Consider the following 17,258-nt stretch of genomic DNA (forward strand, 5'->3'; position numbering starts at 1 on the left):
ATCCGAGCCGCTTGCGGTGAGCGCGGACCAGGCCGGACACGAAGGTCAGGGTTCGATGTGACAACGGCAGAGCGGCACGGTAGAACAGCACGTGAAGCCCCTGGCATCTGCTGAGCGATCTTAATCGATAGTTCTGCTACCAGGGGCTTCGCCACATCCAGACGCCGACGCGCCAGTGCACATCAACCCGTGATCAGCAAGAAGCCTTGCACGCCAACACATCCAGCCCAGGATGAAAATGGCTCACCATGGCCGCTACCGCAGCCCGCGAGGCAGGTGCTTATGACCTGTGGGCTTGCGCGCTGACCAGACACGCGTTTATCGAGGTATATGAGAGGCATTTTGACAGGGCTGCTCCGATGTTGCACCTCGCGTCCGAACTCGCTCGCCGGGGCGATTCGCAGCTTTCCACACGCCACTGGGTCGCTGTCGTCCAAGCGGAAGCGTGGGCGGGACTCGGTGAACTGACCGCTTGCGAGCGCACGCTCGACGCGGCGGAGGAAGTGCACGGGCTGCCGGGGCCGGTGCACAACGGTGGATGGCTCAGGTTCGACGGGTCGCGCATGGCCGAGGAGCGTGGCACCTGTTACGTCGAACTTGGCCGGCTCGATCTCGCCGAGACGGCCCTGAACCAAGCACTGAACCAACCGTTGTCGGCGCGGCGACGGGGTTCGGTTCTCATCGATCTCGCCGCGCTGGGCGTGCGGCGCCAGGATGTGGATCAACTCGTCTCTTACACCAACGCAGCGCTCGTGACAGCGCGGCAGACCGGTTCGGGCGTGCTCCAACGTAAGCTGACCGTGCTGGCAGACCGGTTCGGCCCGGTCCTCCGCGACCGGCGTGCTCGCCAGGTTCGCGACGAGATTTCGTCGCTCGCTCACCCGTAACCGTATCGTGTGGACAATGGAGGAGGCATACATCGTGGCGAACGAGGGTGGCCGCATCTTTCGGGAGGCGTGGATCGAGGGAGTCAAGCGGCACTATCCAGGCGATCCGAAGCCTGGGTACATCGCGCCGTGGGAAGAGACTCCTGAGTGGGAACGGGAGAGTGCGGCGGCCGTCTTCGACCAGGTCCGTTCGTTCGTGGAAGCGTCGGCCGGTGCCACCGCCAAGCTGAGCCGGGAACAGAAGGCTCGATTCGTCGCGCTGTGCTGGATCGGCCAGATCTACAAGCACTTTCCGGACCCCAAGCCCAGTTATGTCGCCGATTGGGATGAGATGCCGGAGTGGCAGCGGGAGACGGACGCGGATATCTTCGAGCGGATCGAGCGCGAGTCGTGAGCTTCGGACCGCGCCACGGTCAGCGATCGGCCATTGCCAGGCCGCCCATGCGCTGAATGGTTTCGGTGGCCTGCTCCACCACGCCGGCGATCACCTCGGCGACGGTCGGCAGGTCGTCGATGACGCCGACGACCTGGCCGGCGGCCAGCACCCCAGCATCGGTGCGGCCCTCCACCAGGCCGGCGCGCAGCAGCATCGGGGTGTTCGCGGCCATGATGACCTGCGCCCAGCTCAGGTCGCGGCCGTGCCGCATGGCCAGGCCCTCCCGGATCATCGCCGACCAGGACAGCCCGGTGAGCCGGCGGAACCGGGCCGCGCTGGCCACCGCGCTCACCAGGCCGCGGACCGGGCCGGACCGCTCCAGGCGGTCCACCAGGTCGGTGCGCAGCACGCGGTGCGGCAGGCCGTCCACGCGGGTGGTGACCACGGTGCCGGTCAGGCCGCGCGCCAGGTACTCGCGCTTGACCGCCTCCGGCACGGTGCTTTCCCGGGTGAGTAGGAACCGGGTGCCCATGGCGACCCCGGCCGCGCCGTAGGCCAGCGCGGCGGCCAGACCGCGGCCGTCGAAGAACCCGCCCGCGGCGATCACCGGGATGTCCACCGCGTCGACCACCGACGGCAGCAGCAGGGTGGTGGCCACTCCTCCGGTGTGACCGCCGCCCTCACCGCCCTGAACGACCACCGCGTCGGCGCCCCAGGAGGCCACCTTCTCCGCGTGCCGCACCGCGCCCACCGAAGGGACGACTAGCACGCCGGCGTCCTTGAGCTTGCCGATCAGCTCCCGGCGCGGGGCCAGGGCGAAGGAGGCGACCCGGACACCCTCGCGGATCAGCAGGTCCCCCCGCTCGTCCGCGTCCACCGCGTCCGCGCGCAGGTTCACCCCGAAGGGGCGGCTGGTGCGCCGCCTGGTCTCCGCGATGGCGGCTTCCAGTTCCGGGTAGGTCATGGTGGCCGAGGCGAGGATGCCCAGCCCGCCGGCCTCCGCGGTGGCCGCCACCAGGCGCGGGCCGGCCACCCAGCCCATGCCGGTCTGCACCACGGGGTGACGCACACCGGCCAGCCGGGTCAACGCCGTCTCCAACCGGGCGGTCACGAGGGTACTTCCCTGTCGCGGAGCGACTTCGGATCGAGCACGGTGCGCAGCAGCCGCAGCTCCTCCGCGGTGGGCCGGCGGGTCTCGCCGACCTCGCCGGCGTCCACGGGAAAGCCGGTGCTCTCCCGGACCTCGTCCACCGTGACGCCGGGGTGGGTGGACACCAGCCGCATGGTGCGGTCAGGGGTGTCGAAGTCCAGCACGGCCAGGTTGGTCACCACCCGGTGCACCGCGTGGAACCGGCCGGCCGACGGATGTTTGGCCGCGTTGTCGTAGCCCACACCGGAGACGACGTGCACGGCGTCCACGAAGACGCGGGTGCTGTGCCGGGGCACCCAGTACGACGTCTTGTGGTTCACCGTGTTGCCGGGCGCGCCGCGGAACCCGAGCAGCTGCCGGGTCGGCCGGTCGTGCGGGCCGATGCAGGAGATGTTCTGGTTGCCGTACCGGTCGAGTTGGTTGGCGCCCATGACCACGTGCCGCCGGCCGTGCGCGACCACGTCGAACACCTTCCGGTACGGCAGCCAACCCTCCACAGTGGACGTCTGCTCGCCGGGCGCGGGCACCTCGGCCAGCAGGTACGCCTCGCCGTCGGAGAGCAGCAGGTCGGGCTCGCTGGTCAGCCGGGCCAGCCGGGCGCCCAGTGTGGGAATCAGCCCCATCGGGCTGGCCAGCACCTCGCCGTCGCCGCGGAACAGGTTCGCGCACGCCACCACGCAGATCTCCGCCCTGGTCGCGTCCATGGTCACGCTCCCACCCGCGCCGCGTTCACCGCGGCCTGGTAGTCGGTCTCCGTACCGGACAGGAACTGGTCCACAAAGGACGGCCACTGGTCGGGGTCGGCCGCGGCGTCCGCGTACCGGCGCTGGAATGCCTCGTCCCGGCCGTAGTCGGGCACGCAGCTGGTGAAGTGCGCGCCGCCGGGCGTCTCCACCACCCCCTCCACCATCATCCGGTTCAGCAGCAGGGACTGCGCCGGTCCGCCGGCGGTCAGCTCGGCGGTGTCCACGATCCGCTCGCACGAGACGTACCGGCGGTCGGCGGCCAGGCAGAACAGGTCGTCGAAGTACGGGTCGGGGCCGAGGTACTGGGCGTTGCCGTGCCGGTCGGCGCGGTTGAGGTGCACCAGCGCGGCGTCCAGGCGCAGCGGGGGCATGGCGAGTACCTCCTCGCCGTCGTACGGTGATCGCACCGTGCGTAGGTCCGGGTTGACCCGGAGCACGTCCGAGCCCAGCCCGGCGCGGATGGGCAGGAACGGCAGCCGGTGCCCGGCAGCGCGCAGCCCGCACTGCAGCATGCCCTCGTCCAGTTCGCGCACCCGTAGCTCGCCGGATTCGCGGGCGCGGCGGAACCACGGGTCGTACGGGATGGAGTCCAGCGAGACGAACCCGTAGACGAGTTCGCGGACCTTGCCCGCGGCGCAGAGCAGGCCCACGTCCGGGCCGCCGTAGGAGACCACGGTGAGGTCCCGCAGCGGGGACCGCAGAATGGCCCGTACCAGCGCCATCGGCTTGCGCCGCGACCCCCAGCCGCCGATGCCGACGGTCATCCCGTCGGCGAGTTCGGCGACCACCTCGTCGGCGGTCATTCGCTTGTCGCGCATCATCGCCCCCTGGAGTTGCCGTCCAGGAACGCCTGCCGCGCGGTGTCGGCGGCGTCGGTGAGGTTCAGTTCGAAGGTGAAGCCCTGCTCGAACCGGTAGCTGCGGTGCACCGGTTGCGGGTCGATCCCGTTGATCGCCTCCTTGGCGCGGCGGATTACCCGGGTGTCCTTGGCGGCGATCTCGCTGGCGACGGCGAGCGCCGCGGCGTCCAGTTCCGCCGGCGGCACCACCTGGTAGACCGAGCCGTGGTGGTGCAGTTCCGCCGCGCCGATCGTGCGGGCCGTGTAGTACAGCGCGCGCATCAGGTGCTGCGGCACCAGCCGGCCCAGGTGGGTGGCCGCGCCCAGTGCGCCCCTGTCCACTTCGGGCAGTCCGAACGTGGCGTCGTCGGCGGCCACCACGATGTCGGCGTTACCGACCAGGCCGATGCCGCCGCCGAGGCAGAAACCGCGTACCGCGGCGACCACCGGCACCGCGCAGTCGTACACCGCGCCGAACGCCGCCGCGCACCCGTGGTTCGCGCCGAGCAGCCCCTCGTGGCCCGCGCTGCGCTGGATTTCCTTGATGTCCACGCCGGCGCAGAAGCCGCGGCCCGCAGCGCGCAGCACCACGACGTGCGTGTCCGGGTTCTTCCCGGCGTCGGTCACCGCCTCGGCGAGGTCGAACCATCCCCGCACCGGCAGCGCGTTGACCGGCGGGAAGTCGATGGTGACGGCGACGACGGCGGGTTCAGGCTGACTGCTCGAGATCCCCATGGCCTTCTTCCAAACCTAGCGATTGCTTGGTTAACTTAGCAGGGGACGGGCCGCCGGAACACCCGTCGGGGACGGAGGTGCGCGTGGCAGCCGAGTTGGGCCTGCGAGGCGCGGTGGTGCTGGTGACCGGCGGGATCCGCGGTGTGGGCGCCGGGATCAGCCGGGCCTTCCTGCGCGCCGGAGCCATCGTGGTGGCCTGCGCCCGCAACACGCCCGACGAACCGGTGCGCACCGCCGGCCGCGCCGCCGAGTTCCTGACCTGCGACGTGCGGGACGCCGAGCAGGTGGAGCGGATGATGGCCACCATCACCGAGCGGTACGGCCGGCTGGACGTCCTGGTGAACAACGCCGGCGGGGCGCCGTTCGCGGAGGCGGCCACGGCGTCACCGCGCTTCCACGCCAAGGTGATCGAGCTGAACCTGCTGGCCCCGCTCGCCGTCTCGCAGGCGGCCAATGCGGTGATGCAGGGCCAGGCCTCCGGCGGGTCGATCGTCATGGTGTCCAGCGTCAGCGGTCGCCGGCCGTCCCCGGGCACCGCCGCGTACGGCGCGGCGAAGGCCGGGCTGGACAGCCTCACCGCCAGCCTGGCCGTGGAGTGGGCACCGAAGGTGCGGGTGAACGGCCTGGGCGTGGGCATGGTGCGCACCGAGTCGGCGCACCGGCACTACGGCGACGAGGACGGCGTCGCCGCGGTGGCCCGCACCGTGCCGCTGGGCCGGCTCGCCGAGCCCGACGAGGTCGGCGCCTGCGCGGTGTTCCTGGCCTCGCCGCTGGCGTCCTACGTCACCGGGGCGACCCTGCCGGTGCACGGCGGGGGAGAGGTGCCCGCGTTCCTGCGCGCCAGCAATGCCAACCACGAGGAGACAACGAGGACATGAGTGGGCTGTGCGAGGACAGGGTCGTCATCGTCACCGGCGCGGGCCGGGGCATCGGCCGGGCGCACGCGCTCGCCTTCGCCCGCGAGGGCGCCCGCGTCGTGGTGAACGACGTCGGCGTGGCACTGGACGGCACCGGCGCCTCCGGCGGGCCGGCGCAGCAGGTGGTCGAGGAGATCCGCGCGGCGGGCGGGCAGGCGGTGACCAACACCGACGACGTGGCCGACTGGGACGGCGCGGCGCGGCTGGTGAACACCGCGATCGAGACGTTCGGGCGGCTGGACGTACTGGTCAACAACGCCGGGTTCCTGCGCGACCGGATGCTGGTCAACCTGGATGAGGCGGAGTGGGACGCCGTGATCCGGGTGCACCTCAAGGGCCATTTCGCGCCGCTGCGGCACGCCGCGGCCTACTGGCGTGCCGAGTCCAAGGCTGGCCGGCCGGTGGATGCCCGAGTGATCAACACCAGTTCCGGCGCGGGCCTGCAGGGCAGCGTCGGCCAAGGCAACTACTCGGCGGCCAAGGCGGGCATCGCCGGGCTGACCCTGGTCGCCGCGGCCGAGCTGGCCCGCTACGGGGTCACGGTGAACGCGATCGCGCCGGCCGCGCGCACCCGGATGACCGAGCAGGCGTTCGCGGAGACGATGGCCGCCCCCGACGGCGGCTTCGACGCGATGGCCCCGGAGAACGTCTCGCCGCTGGTGGTGTGGCTGGGCAGCACGCAGTCCGGCAAGGTCACCGGCCGGGTGTTCGAGGTGGAGGGCGGCAGGGTGTCCCTCGCCCAGGGCTGGCGGCATGGCCCGGCGGCCGACCGGGGCGCCCGCTGGCAGCCGAGCGAACTCGGCCCGGTGGTGGCGGACCTGCTCGACCGGGCCGAGCCGCCGGAACCGGTGTACGGGGCCGCCGGCAGCTAGGGCGCGCCTCGATGATCTGGATCGCAGACCTCACCCAGACAGTCCGTTGATCACGACTCGATGCGCTCCCTGGGCGTGGCTCCCATATGCGCGGTGAGGCGGCGCTGCGTGATCGCCGGGTGAGTCCGTTGCGGTACCGTTCGTTGTCCGAACAGATCGAGCCGTTGCCGCCGTCGAACGTCGGCCGGTGTGAACACGCGGCCCCTCAGTCGAGGCAGAACTCGTTGCCCTCGATGTCCTGCATCACGATGCACGACTCGTTGTAGCCATCGGCAGGCGCTCAGGTTCTGCGCAGTCGAAGGTGACCTGGAACTGCTTGACCGACGCCATCGTCCCACCATAGTGGCGCGTGCTGTCCACCGAGACCTCGGATGTCATCGCCGCGTCGGGTCGAGGTCTCGCGTGACATGAGTTGGGCGCGGGCGAACGCCGCGGTGTACCCGGCTCAGTCCGCCTGGCGCATGGTGGCCATGGCGCGGTCGACCTCCCAGAAGGCGCGCATGGACTTGATCAGGCCGTCGTCGCCGACCCGGTAGACGAACACGCCCTCGGTGTCCACCCGGGTACCGCCGGGCAGGAACGCGGTGATGGTGCCGATGTTGGCCACCTCGTTGCCGGCGGCGAACGAGTCCCGCATGACGAACTCGAACCGCTCGACCCCGGCGATGGCCATCTCCCAGAACGCGGCGATGCCGTCCCTGCCGTGGTGGCCCGTGCCGTCCGGGTCGAACATGGACGGCCCCACCGGGTCCTCGACCACGCCGTCCTCCGCGAAGAGGGCGAGCCATTCTTCCTTGGCGCCGCGGGACACCGCGTCCATCGACCGGCGGGACGCGGTGCGCGCCGGGTGCTCCTGGTCGGTGGCCGTCCAGGTGATCGTCGACGCCGTCATGGGGAACTCCCGTCACATCCTGCTGATCACGTTGTCGGCGAACCGCCTCATCGAGTCGGCCTTCTCCGCCAGCGGCGCGTCGAACCCGAGGCCGTCGAGGACCCAGGGCATCACGATCGCGTCGGTCACCCCGATCTCGGCCTGCTGCCGGTAGCCGTCCAGGCCGAACCGGTCCACGCACACGGCTTGGATCTCGAACGGCACGTCCGCGCGGTCGTGGTCGGCGCGCAGCTTCGCCAGCGTGGTGATGGTGTCCCGCAGGTCGTCGAAGCCGATCATCGCCGAGGTCCAGCCGTCGCCGACGCGGGCGGCGCGCTTGAGACCGGCGCGGCTGTGCCCGCCGACGTAGATCGGCACCGGCTCGCTGGGCGCCGGGCTCATCTGCAGCCTGTCGAAGTCGAAGAACTCGCCGTGGTACTCGACCATGCCGCCGCCGAGGATCAGCCGCAGCACCTCGATGGCCTCGTCGGCGCGGCGGCCGCGATGTGCGAACGGCACGCCGCACCACTCGAACTCCTCCGGTGTCCAGCCCAGCCCCACGCCGAGGCCGAACCGGTTGCCGGTCAGGTTGGCCACCGAGCCGACCTGGCGGGCCAGCGGCACCGGGTAGCGGGAACCCAGCTTGAGCACCTGGGTGTAGAACCGGATCCGGGAGGTCACCGCGCCCATCGCGGCGGCGGCGACCAGCGGGTCGACCCACGGGGTGTCGGCGTCCCAGAACCGGGCACCGTCCGGGGTGTACGGGTACTGCGCGGACACCTGCTCCGAGTAGAACACCGAGTCGGGCAGGGCCACGGAGGAGAAGCCGCACTCCTCGGCCACGCGGGCGATCTCGGTCAGTTGGTTGAGCGGGCTCAGCGCGACGCCGACGGTGAACTTCATGATGGCACTCCCTGCTTGGCGGCGCCGACCAGCCACATGGCGAAGAACTGCGAGCCGCCGCCGTAGGCGTGGCCCAGTGCGGTGCGCGCGCCGGCCACCTGGTGCTCACCGGCCCGGTCCATCACCTGCATCGCCGCCTCGGCGAACCGGAGTAGCCCGGAGGCGCCGATCGGGTTGGAGCACAGCACGCCGCCGGAGGGGTTCACCGGCAGCCGGCCGCCGATCTCCGTCTCGCCGGCCTCGGTGAGCTTCCAGCCCTGGCCCTCCGGGGCGAAGCCGAGATTCTCCAGCCACATCGGCTCGAACCAGGAGAACGGCACGTAGATCTCGGCGGCGTCGACCTGCTCCAGCGGGTTGGTCACGCCGGCCTGCCGCCACAGCGCGGCGGCGGCCTCCTGCCCGGCCTGCGGGTTGACCTGGTCCCGACCGGCGAACATGGTCGGTTCGGTGCGCATCGCGGTGGCGTGGATCCAGGCCACCGGCCGGGGCGCCATGGCGTCTGCGGTGGCCTCGTCGCCGATCACCACCGCGCACGCGCCGTCCGACGACGGGCAGGTCTCGTCGTAGCGGATCGGGTCCCACAGCATGGTGGACGCCTGCACCGACTCCAGCGTGATGTCCGGCTGGCGCAGGTGCGCGTACGGGTTGCGGGCGCCGTTGCGCCGGTCCTTCACCGCGACCATCGCGCCGACGTGCTCGGGCGCGCCGGAGCGTCGGATGTAGGAGCGGACGTGCGGGGCGAAGTAGCCACCCGCCCCGGCGTGCACGGGCATGACGAACGGCGGGTGGATGGACAGCGCCCACATCGCGTTGGACTCGGACTGCTTCTCGAACGCCACCGCGAGCACCCGGCGGTGGACGCCACCCTGTACCAGGCTGGCCGCGACCACCCCGGTGGAGCCGCCGACCGAGCCGGCGGTGTGCACCCGCAGCAGCGGCTTGCCGGTGGCGCCGATCGCGTCGGCGAGGAACAGCTCGGGCATCATCACGCCCTCGAACAGGTCCGGCGCCTTGCCCAGCACCACGGCGTCGATGTCCGCCCAGTCCACGTCCGCGTCCGCCATGGCCCGGTCGATCGCCTCGCGGCACAGGCCGGCCATGGAGACGTCCAGGCGTTTGGTGGTGTGGTGGGTCTGACCGGTGCCGAGCACCGCGGCGAGTTGCTTGCCCATTACTCGCGCCCCTCCATGACGCAGACCAGGTTCTGTTGCAGCGCCGGCCCGCTGGTGGCGTGCGCCAGCACCCGGCCGGCGGCGCCGCCCATGACCGCGCCGGCAGCCTCGCCGATGCGGATCAGGCCGCCGGCGAACATCGGGTTGCCCGCCAGCGGGCCGCCGGACGGGTTGACGCGAACGGCGTCGCCCAGCCCGAGCGCCTGGCGCAGCAGGATCTCCTGGTGGGAGAACGGCGCGTGCAGCTCGGCCACCTCGACCCCGTCGATGCCGGCGGCCTTGGCAGCCGCCACGGTGGACGGGGAGGTGGTGAGGTCACGGGCGCCGATGTGCGGGGTGTCCACCCGGTGCGCGAACCCGGTGATCCACGCCGGCCGCGCGGCGATCTCGCGGGCCTTCTCCCCGGCGGCCAGGATGATCGCCGCCGCGCCGTCGGTGATCGGCGCGCAGTCGTGTTTCCGCAGCGGGTCGACGAAGTACGGTTCGGTGAGCAGGTCGTCCACCTCGACCTGGCCGGCGAGCTGGGCGTGCGGGTTGTCCACCGCGGCGGCGCGGCTGCGCGCGACCACTTCCGCCATGTCCCGCTCGGTCCACAGGCCGGAATCCAGGCCGAGCCGGGCCTGCATGCCGGCGATGCCCACGGAGTCGGGCCACAGCGGCGCGACCAGGTAGGGGTCCAGTTGCAGGGCCAGCACCCGGCGCAACTGGCCGGCCGACGACTTGCCGAACCCGTACACCAGCGCGGTGTCCACCTCACCGGTCTGGATCTTCACCCACGCCTCGTACAGCGCCCAGGCGGCGTCCGCCTCCACGTGCGACTCGTTGATCGGCGGGTACGCCCCGATCGCGTCCACCGCGGACACGAAGGAGAACGCCCGGCCGGCCAGGTAATCCGACGATCCCGAGCACCAGAACCCGATGTCCCGTTTGGACAGCCCGGTGCGGGCGAACAGCTCCTGGAACACCGGCACCAGCATCTCCACCCCGTTGGTGGTGCCTTCCGTCTCGCGCACGTGCGGGGCCTGCGCGAAGCCGACGACGGCCACGTCCGTCACTTGTGGACACCCCCAGGGCTACAGGTGCTGGGCATAGGACTCGTACGGAGCATCTGGCTCCCCGGTCGGCCGGAAGTGGTCGATGTTCTCCAGCGTGGGGCCCCACTGCTCGCGCGGCTTCCACACCGCCTCGACCCGCATGCCCATCCGCACCTCCTTGGCGTCACAGCCGAGCACGAGGTGCTGGAAGGCGATGTCCGCGCCGTCCAGCAGGATGTACGCGGCCACGTACGGCGTGGGGATGCGCTGGCCGAGGTACGGCACGTTGACGATGCAGAAGGTGGTCACCGTGCCCCGGTCCGGCAGTTCCACCTCGTCGGTGGTCGGCACGCCGTCGGTGGGGCAGGCGCCGCGCGGCGGCACGTAGACCTTGCCGCACACCGGGCAGCGCTGGCCGACCACCCGCCCCTCGGTGAGCGCGCGCAGGAACCGGGACTCCTCGGCGGACGCGGAGTGCTGGTAGTGCAGGTGCACCGGGGTGGTCACCATGGTCACCGGCTCGGCGGGAGCCGGTTCCGGCCGCGGGCGTTCCGGCGCGTCCAGCGGTTCGAAGCAGGCGATGTCCCGGATGTGGCCGGCGGTTTCCTCGGCCCAGCGCACCCGCACCCGCATGCCGGTGCGCATCGCCTCCGGGGAGCCGGCGTCCACCGCGTGCAGCATCGCGGTGTCGGCGCCGTCCAGCCGCACCAGCGCCCAGGCGAACGGGCGGTCCAGCGGCTGGCCCTCCAGCGGTTCGGCGATCCACGACCAGGTGAGCACGGTGCCCTCCTGGCCGACCTCCACCGGTTCGGTCAGCGGCTCGGCGGTGACCGGGTCGTACTCGGCGGGCGGTACGAACACCCGGCCGTCCGATCCGCGCATGCCCTCGATCCGGCGTTCGGCGAGCGCGGTCATGAACCGGCCGAGGGTGGGGCCAAGTGACCGGGTGTAGTCGAAGCCGATGTCCAGCGGAGCGCTGAGCGGTCTGGTCACGAGGCGAAGTGAAACACGTTCTCGATTTGATGGCAAGATAGCGTTGTCCGCTCGCCGGGACAGGAGGTTCGCCGTGAAGTTGGGACTGCAACTCGGGTACTGGGGCGCCGCGCCGCCGGAGAACGCGCCGGCGCTGATCGCCGAGGCGGAACGGGCCGGCTTCGACGCGGTGTTCACCGCCGAGTCCTGGGGTTCGGACGCGTTCACCCCGCTGTCCTGGTGGGGGGCAAGCACGTCCCGGATGCGGCTGGGCACCTCGGTGGTGCAACTGTCCGCACGCACCCCGACGTCGGCCGCGATGCACGCGCTCACCCTGGACCACCTCTCCGGCGGCCGGTTCATCCTCGGGCTGGGCGTTTCCGGGCCGCAGGTGGTGGAGGGCTGGTACGGCCAGCCGTTCGCCAAGCCGCTGGCCAGGACCCGGGAGTACGTCTCGATCATCCGCAGGGTGCTGGCCCGCGAGGAGAAGGTGGAAAGCGACGGCCCGCACTACCCGCTGCCCTACACCGGGCCGGGAGCGCTCGGCCTGGGCAGGCCGCTGCGGCCGATCACCCATCCGCTGCGCGCCGACCTGCCCATCTGGCTGGGCGCGGAGGGGCCGAAGAACGTGGCGCTGGCCGCGGAGATCGCCGACGGCTGGCTGGCCATCTACTACTCGCCGCGGCTGGCGCCGATGTACGACCAGTGGCTGGACGAGGGTTTCGCCCGGCCGGGCGCGCGGCGCAGCCGGGCCGACTTCGAGATCGCGGCCACCTGCCACGTCGTGGTCACCGAGGACCGGGACGCCGAGTTGGCGGCGTTGCGGCGGGTCATGGCGCTCTACATCGGCGGAATGGGCGCTCCGGGGATGAACTTCCACGCCGACGTGTTCTCCCGGATGGGCTACGCCGAGGAGGTCACCGAGATCGGCCGGCTGTTCCTCGCCGGCCGGCGGGACGAGGCCGCCGCCGCCATCCCGGAACGGCTCCTGGACGACGTGGCCATTGTCGGCGACGCCGAGTTCGTCCGCGCCGAGGTGCGCCGCTGGGAGCAGGCGGGGGTGACCATGCTGCTGGTCACCGCGCCGCACCGGAAGGCGGTGCGCGCGATCGCCGAAGCCGTGCGCTGACCCGCCCCTTGTCCTGAACTGAAACGCGTTCTAGATTGGCGGGTCACGGGCGACGTCGGGCTGTGGCACATCGCGCGGACGCGGCCGGGGCTGACGGCCGTGGTCGACCCGAGCGGTCGGGAGGTCGGCTACCGCGAGCCACCCCGGGAAGACCGGCCGACGGAGACCACCGTGGTAACTCCCTCCCGGAGAACGCTGGACCGCCGTGAGACCCGCGGCGGTCCAGCGCTTCGCGGGAGGAGTTCAGCGGCCGCGGAAGTTCGGCCGGCGCTTCTCCGCGAACGCGCGCGGGCCCTCCTTGGCGTCCTCGCTCATGAACACCCGCAGGCCGAGCCGCGCGTCCACGGCGAACGCGTCGTTCTCCGGCATGCCCTCGGTCTCCCGCATGGTCCGCAGGATGGCCTGCACGGCCAGCGGCCCGTTCGCGGCGATCGTCTCGGCCATCTCCATGGCCTTGGCCAGCGCCTGCCCGTCCGGCACCACGTGGCCGATCAGGCCGATCTCCCTCGCCTCGGCCGCGGTGATGTGCCGCCCGGTGAGCAGCAGGTCGGCCGCTACCGTGTAGGGGATCTGCCGGGGCAGCCGGACCGCCGAGCCACCCAGCGGGAACAGCCCCCAGCGGGGCTCGGACACGCCGAACCGGGCGCTCTCCCCGGCGATTCTGATGTCGGTGGCCTGCAGGATCTCGGTGCCGCCGGCGATCGCCGGCCCCTCCACCGCGGCGATCAGCGGCTTGGTCAGCCGGCGACCCTTGAGCAGCGGCTCGATCCGCGACGGGTCGAACTCGCCGCGCGCGCCGGTGTCCCCGGGGTGGTTGTCGCTCATCGCCTTGAGATCCGCGCCCGCGCAGAACGCGCCGCCGGAGCCGGTGAGGACGCAGACCCGGATGTCCGGGTCCTCGTCCACCTCGTCCCACGCCTGCCGCATGATCGCCATCATCGGCCCGGACAGCGCGTTGCGCGCCTTCGGCCGGTTCATCGTCACCACCAGCACGTGGCCGTGCCGCTCGACGAGGCAGTGCGGCTCCTCGGCGTGCTCGGTCTGCGTCTCGGGCGCGGTGGTTGAGGTCATCGGGTCTGGCCTCCTGGTGCTCGCCGGCGGAAGGTCAAGCCGCCTCAGGGATTGTCCTCGACAATAACATGTTCTAGTTTTGGGACGTGGCACTCAATATCGCGGACCTGGTGGAGCACGCCGTCGATCTGGTTCCGGACCGCGTCGCGGTCATCTGTGGCGAGCGCCGGGTGACGTACGCCCAGTTCGAGGAGCGCACCAACCGGTTGGCTCACTACCTGGCCGAACGCGGGGTGGGGCCGGGCGAGCACATCGGTGTGTACGCGCGGAACTCCATCGCGGCGATCGAGGCGATGGTGGCCGCCTACAAACTCCGCGCGGTGGCCGTGAACATCAACTACCGGTACGTGCAGAACGAGTTGCGATACGTCTTCGACAACGCGGACCTGGTGGCGCTGGTGCACGAGCGCCGGTACGCCCCGCTGGTCGCCGAGGTGCTGCCCGGCGTGCCCAACCTCAAGCAGGTGCTGGTCGTCGGCGACGAGTCCACCGAGGACTTCGCCGGCTACGGCGGCGTGGCCTACGAGGACGCGCTGGCCGGGGCGTCCCCGACGCGGGACTTCGGCGAGCGCAGCCCGGACGACGTCTACATCCTCTACACCGGCGGCACCACCGGCTATCCCAAGGGCGTGCTGTGGCGGCACGAGGACGTGTGGCGCACCCTCGGCGGCGGCATCGACTTCCTCACCGGTGAACCGCTGGCCGACGAGTGGCAACAGGCCCGCGACGGCGCGAACGGCGGCGTACTGGTGCGCTTCCCGCTCGCCCCGCTGATCCACGGCGCGGCCCAGTGGGCCAGCCTGCAGAGCCTGTTCAGCGGCGGCACCGTGGTGCTGTCCCCGCGGTTCGACGCCGACGAGGTGTGGCGCGCCATCGAGCGGCACCGGGTGAACGTGCTCGCCATCGTCGGCGACGCCATGGCCCGGCCGCTGATCGAGGCCTACCACCGCGGTGGCTACGACGCGTCGTCCCTGGTGGCGGTCTCGTCCACCGGGGCGCTGTTCTCGCCGAGCGTCAAGGAGCAGTACCTGGACGCGCTGCCCAACGTGGTGATCACCGACGCGGTCGGCTCCTCGGAGAGCGGGTTCGCCGGGATCGGCATGCTCCAGCGCGGCGCGGACTTCTCCGGCGGCGTGCGGGTCAACCCGGGGCGGGACACCGTGGTGCTGGATGAGGACAACCGCCCGCTGGAGCCCGGGTCCGGGCTGGTCGGTCGGCTGGCCCGCGGCGGTCACGTCCCGCTCGGCTACTACAAGGACCCGGAGAAGACCGCGGCGATGTTCGTCGAGGTCGACGGCAGGCGCTACGTCACCCCCGGCGACTTCGCCCGGGTGGAGGCCGACGGCTCGATCACCCTGCTGGGCCGCGGCAACATGTGCATCAACACCGGCGGGGAGAAGGTCTATCCCGACGAGGTGGAGGGCGCCCTGAAGTCCCACCCGGACGTCTTCGACGCCCTGGTGGTCGGCGTGCCGGACGACCGGCTCGGTCAGCGGGTCGCCGCGGTGGTGCAGCCGCGGCCCGGGCACACCCTGGACTACGCCGCCCTGGACGCGCACGTGCGCACCCGGATCGCCGGTTACAAGACCCCACGCAGCCTGTGGGTGGTCGACGAGATCACCCGCACGCCGAGCGGCAAGGCCGACTACCGCTGGGCCCAGCGGCTCACCCGGGAACACCAGGCCACCCACGACACCGCTCCCGCGGCCACCGGCCGCGCCTGACCCGCCCGCCGGCCGATTTCCCTGGCCGACTCAAGCCGCGGCACGCAGCGAAACCACTGGCGGCCAAGGAGGCACGATGCGTACGGCCCTGTGTGACACGCTCGGCATCGAGCACCCGATCGTCGGCTTCACCCCGTCCGAGCACGTCGCGGCCGCGATCAGCCGGGCGGGCGGGCTCGGCGTGCTGGGCTGCGTGCGGTTCAACGACGCCGCCGAACTGGACCGGGTGCTGGACTGGATGGACACCCACACCGACGGCCGGCCGTACGGGGTGGACGTGGTCATGCCCGCCAAGGTGCCCACCGAGGTCGCGGGGATGGACCCGGACTCGCTGATCCCGGCCGGGCACCGGGAGTTCGTCGACCGCACGCTCACCAGGCTCGGGGTGCCGCCGCTGCCCGAGGACGAGGCCGCGCGCGCGGGCGTGCTCGGCTGGCTGCACTCGGTGGCCCGCTCGCACGTGGAGGTCGCGCTGAACCACCCGGTGAAGCTGATCGCCAACGCGCTGGGCTCCCCGCCGGTGGACGTCATCGAGCAGGCGCACCAGTACGGCCTGCTGGTCGCCGCGCTGGCCGGCAAGGCCGAGCACGCCAGGCGGCACGTGCACAACGGCGTGGACATCGTGGTCGCCCAGGGCTACGAGGCCGGCGGGCACACCGGCGAGATCGCCTCCATGGTGCTGGTCCCGGAGATCGTCGACGCGGTCGGCGACCGGGCACCCGTGCTGGCCGCCGGCGGCATCGGCACCGGCCGGCAGGTCGCCGCCGCGCTCGCGCTGGGCGCGGTGGGCGCCTGGACCGGGTCGATCTGGCTGACCACCAGCGAGTACGAGCTGACCGCGTCGGACACCGCGGTGCAGCAGGCCCTGCTCGGCGCGTCCTCCAGCGACACGGTGCGCTCCCGCATCTACACCGGCAAGCCCGCGCGGCTGCTGAAGACGAAGTGGACCGACGCGTGGGCGGAGCCGGACGCCCCCGAACCGCTGCCGATGCCGCTGCAGAACCTGCTGGTCAGCGAGGCACACCAGCGGATGATGCGAGCCGGCGACCCCGAGGTGGTGTCCATGCCGGTGGGTCAGATCGTCGGCCGGATGAACGAGGTCCGCCCGGTCGCCGAGGTGATGGCCACCCTGCTCCGCGAAACTGAGGAAACCTTCGCCCGCCTGGACAAGCTGCGCTAGTGCCGGGGTGGCGTTCCGGGCCGGTGCCGCGTGTGATGGGGGCACGGGCAGGGACACACATGGCGGGAGCGGAACGTGGCCGACGCGAGCGGGAACAGGGCGGCGCTGTTCGAGTTCGTCCGCTACTCGGCGCGGCTGCGCGAGGTGAGCCGGCACAACGAGGCGGTGCCCGGCCGGCGGGAGTCCGTCGCCGAGCACTCCTGGCACCTGGCGCTGGTCTGCTGGGTACTGCACGGCGAGTTCGAGCGGGAGTTCGGCACCGCACTCGACCTCACCCGGATGATCAAGATGTGCCTGATGCACGACCTGGTGGAGATCGAGGTTGGCGACATCTCCGCGTGGCACGGGGACGACCGGGTCAAGAGGGCGGCCGAGGACGCGGCCGCGCGGCGTATCTTCGGCACGCTGCCGGAGGAACTCGGTGGCGAGTTCCTCCGGCTGTGGCACGAGTACGAGTCCGCCACCACGCTGGAAGCCCGGCTGGTCCGCGGTGTCGACCGGCTCAACCCCGCGCTGCTGCGCCACCTCACCGGCCAGGGATGGTCCGATGTGGACGCCGCCGCGGCCGACCTGGACGCGCTGCAGCTTCCCCGGGTCGGGGTGAGCGCCACGCTGACCGAGCTGTACCACAGCATCCGGCGGGACGCCATCGCCGCCGGCCTGCTCCGCGAGTGAACCGAA

The 17,258-nt window shown here is 71.7% G+C and carries 18 protein-coding genes and 1 pseudogene; 8 read left to right on the forward strand and 11 right to left on the reverse strand.

Annotated elements, in window-relative coordinates:
- Positions 1–91, reverse strand: a pseudogene (locus tag FFT21_RS15970) (IS5/IS1182 family transposase); the annotation flags it as partial.
- 157 nt (positions 92–248) lie between these two features.
- Here FFT21_RS15970 and FFT21_RS15975 point away from each other — a divergent pair.
- Together FFT21_RS15975 and FFT21_RS15980 are read left to right on the forward strand one after the other, a co-directional pair.
- The gene (locus FFT21_RS15975) at positions 249–887 is read left to right on the forward strand and encodes an NsdA family TPR-like regulatory protein (protein WP_503826167.1); all 639 of its coding nucleotides are present in this window, start codon (positions 249–251) and stop codon (positions 885–887) included.
- Positions 888–903: 16 nt separating this feature from the next.
- Positions 904–1,281: a hypothetical protein gene (locus FFT21_RS15980; RefSeq protein WP_137814676.1), complete on the forward strand. Its 378-nt coding sequence runs from the start codon at positions 904–906 to the stop codon at positions 1,279–1,281.
- A gap of 19 nt (positions 1,282–1,300) precedes the next feature.
- Here the strand turns inward: FFT21_RS15980 and FFT21_RS15985 are convergent, their stop codons facing one another.
- From FFT21_RS15985 to FFT21_RS16000, 4 genes are read right to left on the reverse strand one after another with little or no spacing between them, the layout of a single operon-like run.
- Positions 1,301–2,362 carry an NAD(P)H-dependent flavin oxidoreductase gene (locus FFT21_RS15985; protein WP_137814760.1) on the reverse strand — a complete coding sequence of 354 codons (1,062 nt, stop codon included), beginning with the start codon at positions 2,360–2,362 and terminating at the stop codon, positions 1,301–1,303.
- Positions 2,363–2,370: 8 nt separating this feature from the next.
- Positions 2,371–3,117: a CoA-transferase subunit beta gene (locus tag FFT21_RS15990; RefSeq protein ID WP_137814761.1), complete on the reverse strand. Its 747-nt coding sequence runs from the start codon at positions 3,115–3,117 to the stop codon at positions 2,371–2,373.
- 2 nt (positions 3,118–3,119) lie between these two features.
- Entirely contained in the window at positions 3,120–3,977 is an 858-nt protein-coding gene (locus FFT21_RS15995) for a CoA transferase subunit A (RefSeq protein ID WP_137814677.1), read from the reverse strand.
- On the reverse strand, positions 3,977–4,732 hold the full coding sequence (locus FFT21_RS16000) for an enoyl-CoA hydratase family protein (RefSeq protein ID WP_137814678.1): 756 nt from the start codon (positions 4,730–4,732) through the stop codon (positions 3,977–3,979). Before FFT21_RS16000 ends, FFT21_RS15995 begins: the two co-directional genes overlap by 1 nt.
- A gap of 83 nt (positions 4,733–4,815) precedes the next feature.
- Here FFT21_RS16000 and FFT21_RS16005 point away from each other — a divergent pair, with 83 nt between their 5' ends.
- Complete coding sequence (locus FFT21_RS16005) at positions 4,816–5,610, forward strand: SDR family oxidoreductase (RefSeq protein WP_137814679.1); 795 nt, start codon at positions 4,816–4,818, stop codon at positions 5,608–5,610.
- A complete protein-coding gene (locus tag FFT21_RS16010; RefSeq protein WP_137814680.1) occupies positions 5,607–6,521 on the forward strand; it encodes an SDR family oxidoreductase in 915 nt (304 codons plus the stop codon). Before FFT21_RS16005 ends, FFT21_RS16010 begins: the two co-directional genes overlap by 4 nt.
- 445 nt (positions 6,522–6,966) lie before the next feature.
- Here FFT21_RS16010 and FFT21_RS16020 read toward each other — a convergent pair whose 3' ends face one another.
- The 5 genes from FFT21_RS16020 to FFT21_RS16040 are packed head-to-tail and all read right to left on the reverse strand — an operon-like array spanning position 6,967 to position 11,494.
- Positions 6,967–7,413: a nuclear transport factor 2 family protein gene (locus FFT21_RS16020; protein WP_137814681.1), complete on the reverse strand. Its 447-nt coding sequence runs from the start codon at positions 7,411–7,413 to the stop codon at positions 6,967–6,969.
- Between the two features lie 12 nt (positions 7,414–7,425).
- Positions 7,426–8,295, reverse strand: a complete 870-nt coding sequence (locus tag FFT21_RS16025) for a TIGR03619 family F420-dependent LLM class oxidoreductase (protein ID WP_137814682.1) — start codon at positions 8,293–8,295, stop codon at positions 7,426–7,428.
- Positions 8,292–9,467, reverse strand: coding sequence for a thiolase family protein (locus tag FFT21_RS16030; protein ID WP_137814683.1), 1,176 nt, complete (start codon positions 9,465–9,467; stop codon positions 8,292–8,294). The genes FFT21_RS16025 and FFT21_RS16030 overlap by 4 nt, the downstream gene beginning before the upstream one ends.
- Positions 9,467–10,522 (reverse strand): thiolase family protein, encoded by a 1,056-nt coding sequence (locus tag FFT21_RS16035; protein WP_137814684.1) that lies wholly within the window; start codon positions 10,520–10,522, stop codon positions 9,467–9,469. Before FFT21_RS16035 ends, FFT21_RS16030 begins: the two co-directional genes overlap by 1 nt.
- Before the next feature lie 18 nt (positions 10,523–10,540).
- Positions 10,541–11,494, reverse strand: coding sequence for a Zn-ribbon domain-containing OB-fold protein (locus FFT21_RS16040; protein ID WP_137814685.1), 954 nt, complete (start codon positions 11,492–11,494; stop codon positions 10,541–10,543).
- 73 nt (positions 11,495–11,567) lie between these two features.
- Here FFT21_RS16040 and FFT21_RS16045 point away from each other — a divergent pair, with 73 nt between their 5' ends.
- On the forward strand, positions 11,568–12,602 hold the full coding sequence (locus tag FFT21_RS16045) for an LLM class F420-dependent oxidoreductase (RefSeq protein WP_137814686.1): 1,035 nt from the start codon (positions 11,568–11,570) through the stop codon (positions 12,600–12,602).
- Positions 12,603–12,845: 243 nt separating this feature from the next.
- Here FFT21_RS16045 and FFT21_RS16050 read toward each other — a convergent pair whose 3' ends face one another.
- A complete protein-coding gene (locus tag FFT21_RS16050; protein ID WP_137814687.1) occupies positions 12,846–13,673 on the reverse strand; it encodes a crotonase/enoyl-CoA hydratase family protein in 828 nt (275 codons plus the stop codon).
- Between the two features lie 86 nt (positions 13,674–13,759).
- On the opposite strand from FFT21_RS16050, the gene FFT21_RS16055 reads away from it, so the two are divergent.
- The 3 genes from FFT21_RS16055 to FFT21_RS16065 all read left to right on the forward strand — a co-directional run bounded on the left by FFT21_RS16055 (position 13,760) and on the right by FFT21_RS16065 (position 17,252).
- Positions 13,760–15,397, forward strand: coding sequence for an acyl-CoA synthetase (locus FFT21_RS16055; RefSeq protein ID WP_137814688.1), 1,638 nt, complete (start codon positions 13,760–13,762; stop codon positions 15,395–15,397).
- A 76-nt stretch (positions 15,398–15,473) separates the two neighbouring features.
- A complete protein-coding gene (locus FFT21_RS16060; RefSeq protein WP_137814689.1) occupies positions 15,474–16,577 on the forward strand; it encodes an NAD(P)H-dependent flavin oxidoreductase in 1,104 nt (367 codons plus the stop codon).
- 75 nt (positions 16,578–16,652) lie between these two features.
- Positions 16,653–17,252 carry an HD domain-containing protein gene (locus FFT21_RS16065; RefSeq protein ID WP_137814690.1) on the forward strand — a complete coding sequence of 200 codons (600 nt, stop codon included), beginning with the start codon at positions 16,653–16,655 and terminating at the stop codon, positions 17,250–17,252.
- The last annotated feature ends 6 nt before the right edge of the window (positions 17,253–17,258 follow it).

This window comes from Gandjariella thermophila (assembly GCF_005405885.1).
Classification (GTDB): domain Bacteria; phylum Actinomycetota; class Actinomycetes; order Mycobacteriales; family Pseudonocardiaceae; genus Gandjariella; species Gandjariella thermophila.

Excerpts from the sequence above, each read along its gene's own strand:
- FFT21_RS15975 (WP_503826167.1), top strand. The coding sequence starts at position 249 with ATGGCCGCTACCGCAGCCCGCGAGGCAGGTGCTTATGACCTGTGGGCT.
- FFT21_RS15980 (WP_137814676.1), top strand. The coding sequence starts at position 904 with ATGGAGGAGGCATACATCGTGGCGAACGAGGGTGGCCGCATCTTTCGG.
- FFT21_RS15990 (WP_137814761.1), bottom strand. The coding sequence starts at position 3,117 with ATGGACGCGACCAGGGCGGAGATCTGCGTGGTGGCGTGCGCGAACCTG.
- FFT21_RS15995 (WP_137814677.1), bottom strand. The coding sequence starts at position 3,977 with ATGCGCGACAAGCGAATGACCGCCGACGAGGTGGTCGCCGAACTCGCC.
- FFT21_RS16000 (WP_137814678.1), bottom strand. The coding sequence starts at position 4,732 with ATGGGGATCTCGAGCAGTCAGCCTGAACCCGCCGTCGTCGCCGTCACC.
- FFT21_RS16010 (WP_137814680.1), top strand. The coding sequence starts at position 5,607 with ATGAGTGGGCTGTGCGAGGACAGGGTCGTCATCGTCACCGGCGCGGGC.
- FFT21_RS16020 (WP_137814681.1), bottom strand. The coding sequence starts at position 7,413 with ATGACGGCGTCGACGATCACCTGGACGGCCACCGACCAGGAGCACCCG.
- FFT21_RS16025 (WP_137814682.1), bottom strand. The coding sequence starts at position 8,295 with ATGAAGTTCACCGTCGGCGTCGCGCTGAGCCCGCTCAACCAACTGACC.
- FFT21_RS16030 (WP_137814683.1), bottom strand. The coding sequence starts at position 9,467 with ATGGGCAAGCAACTCGCCGCGGTGCTCGGCACCGGTCAGACCCACCAC.
- FFT21_RS16050 (WP_137814687.1), bottom strand. The coding sequence starts at position 13,673 with ATGACCTCAACCACCGCGCCCGAGACGCAGACCGAGCACGCCGAGGAG.
- FFT21_RS16060 (WP_137814689.1), top strand. The coding sequence starts at position 15,474 with ATGCGTACGGCCCTGTGTGACACGCTCGGCATCGAGCACCCGATCGTC.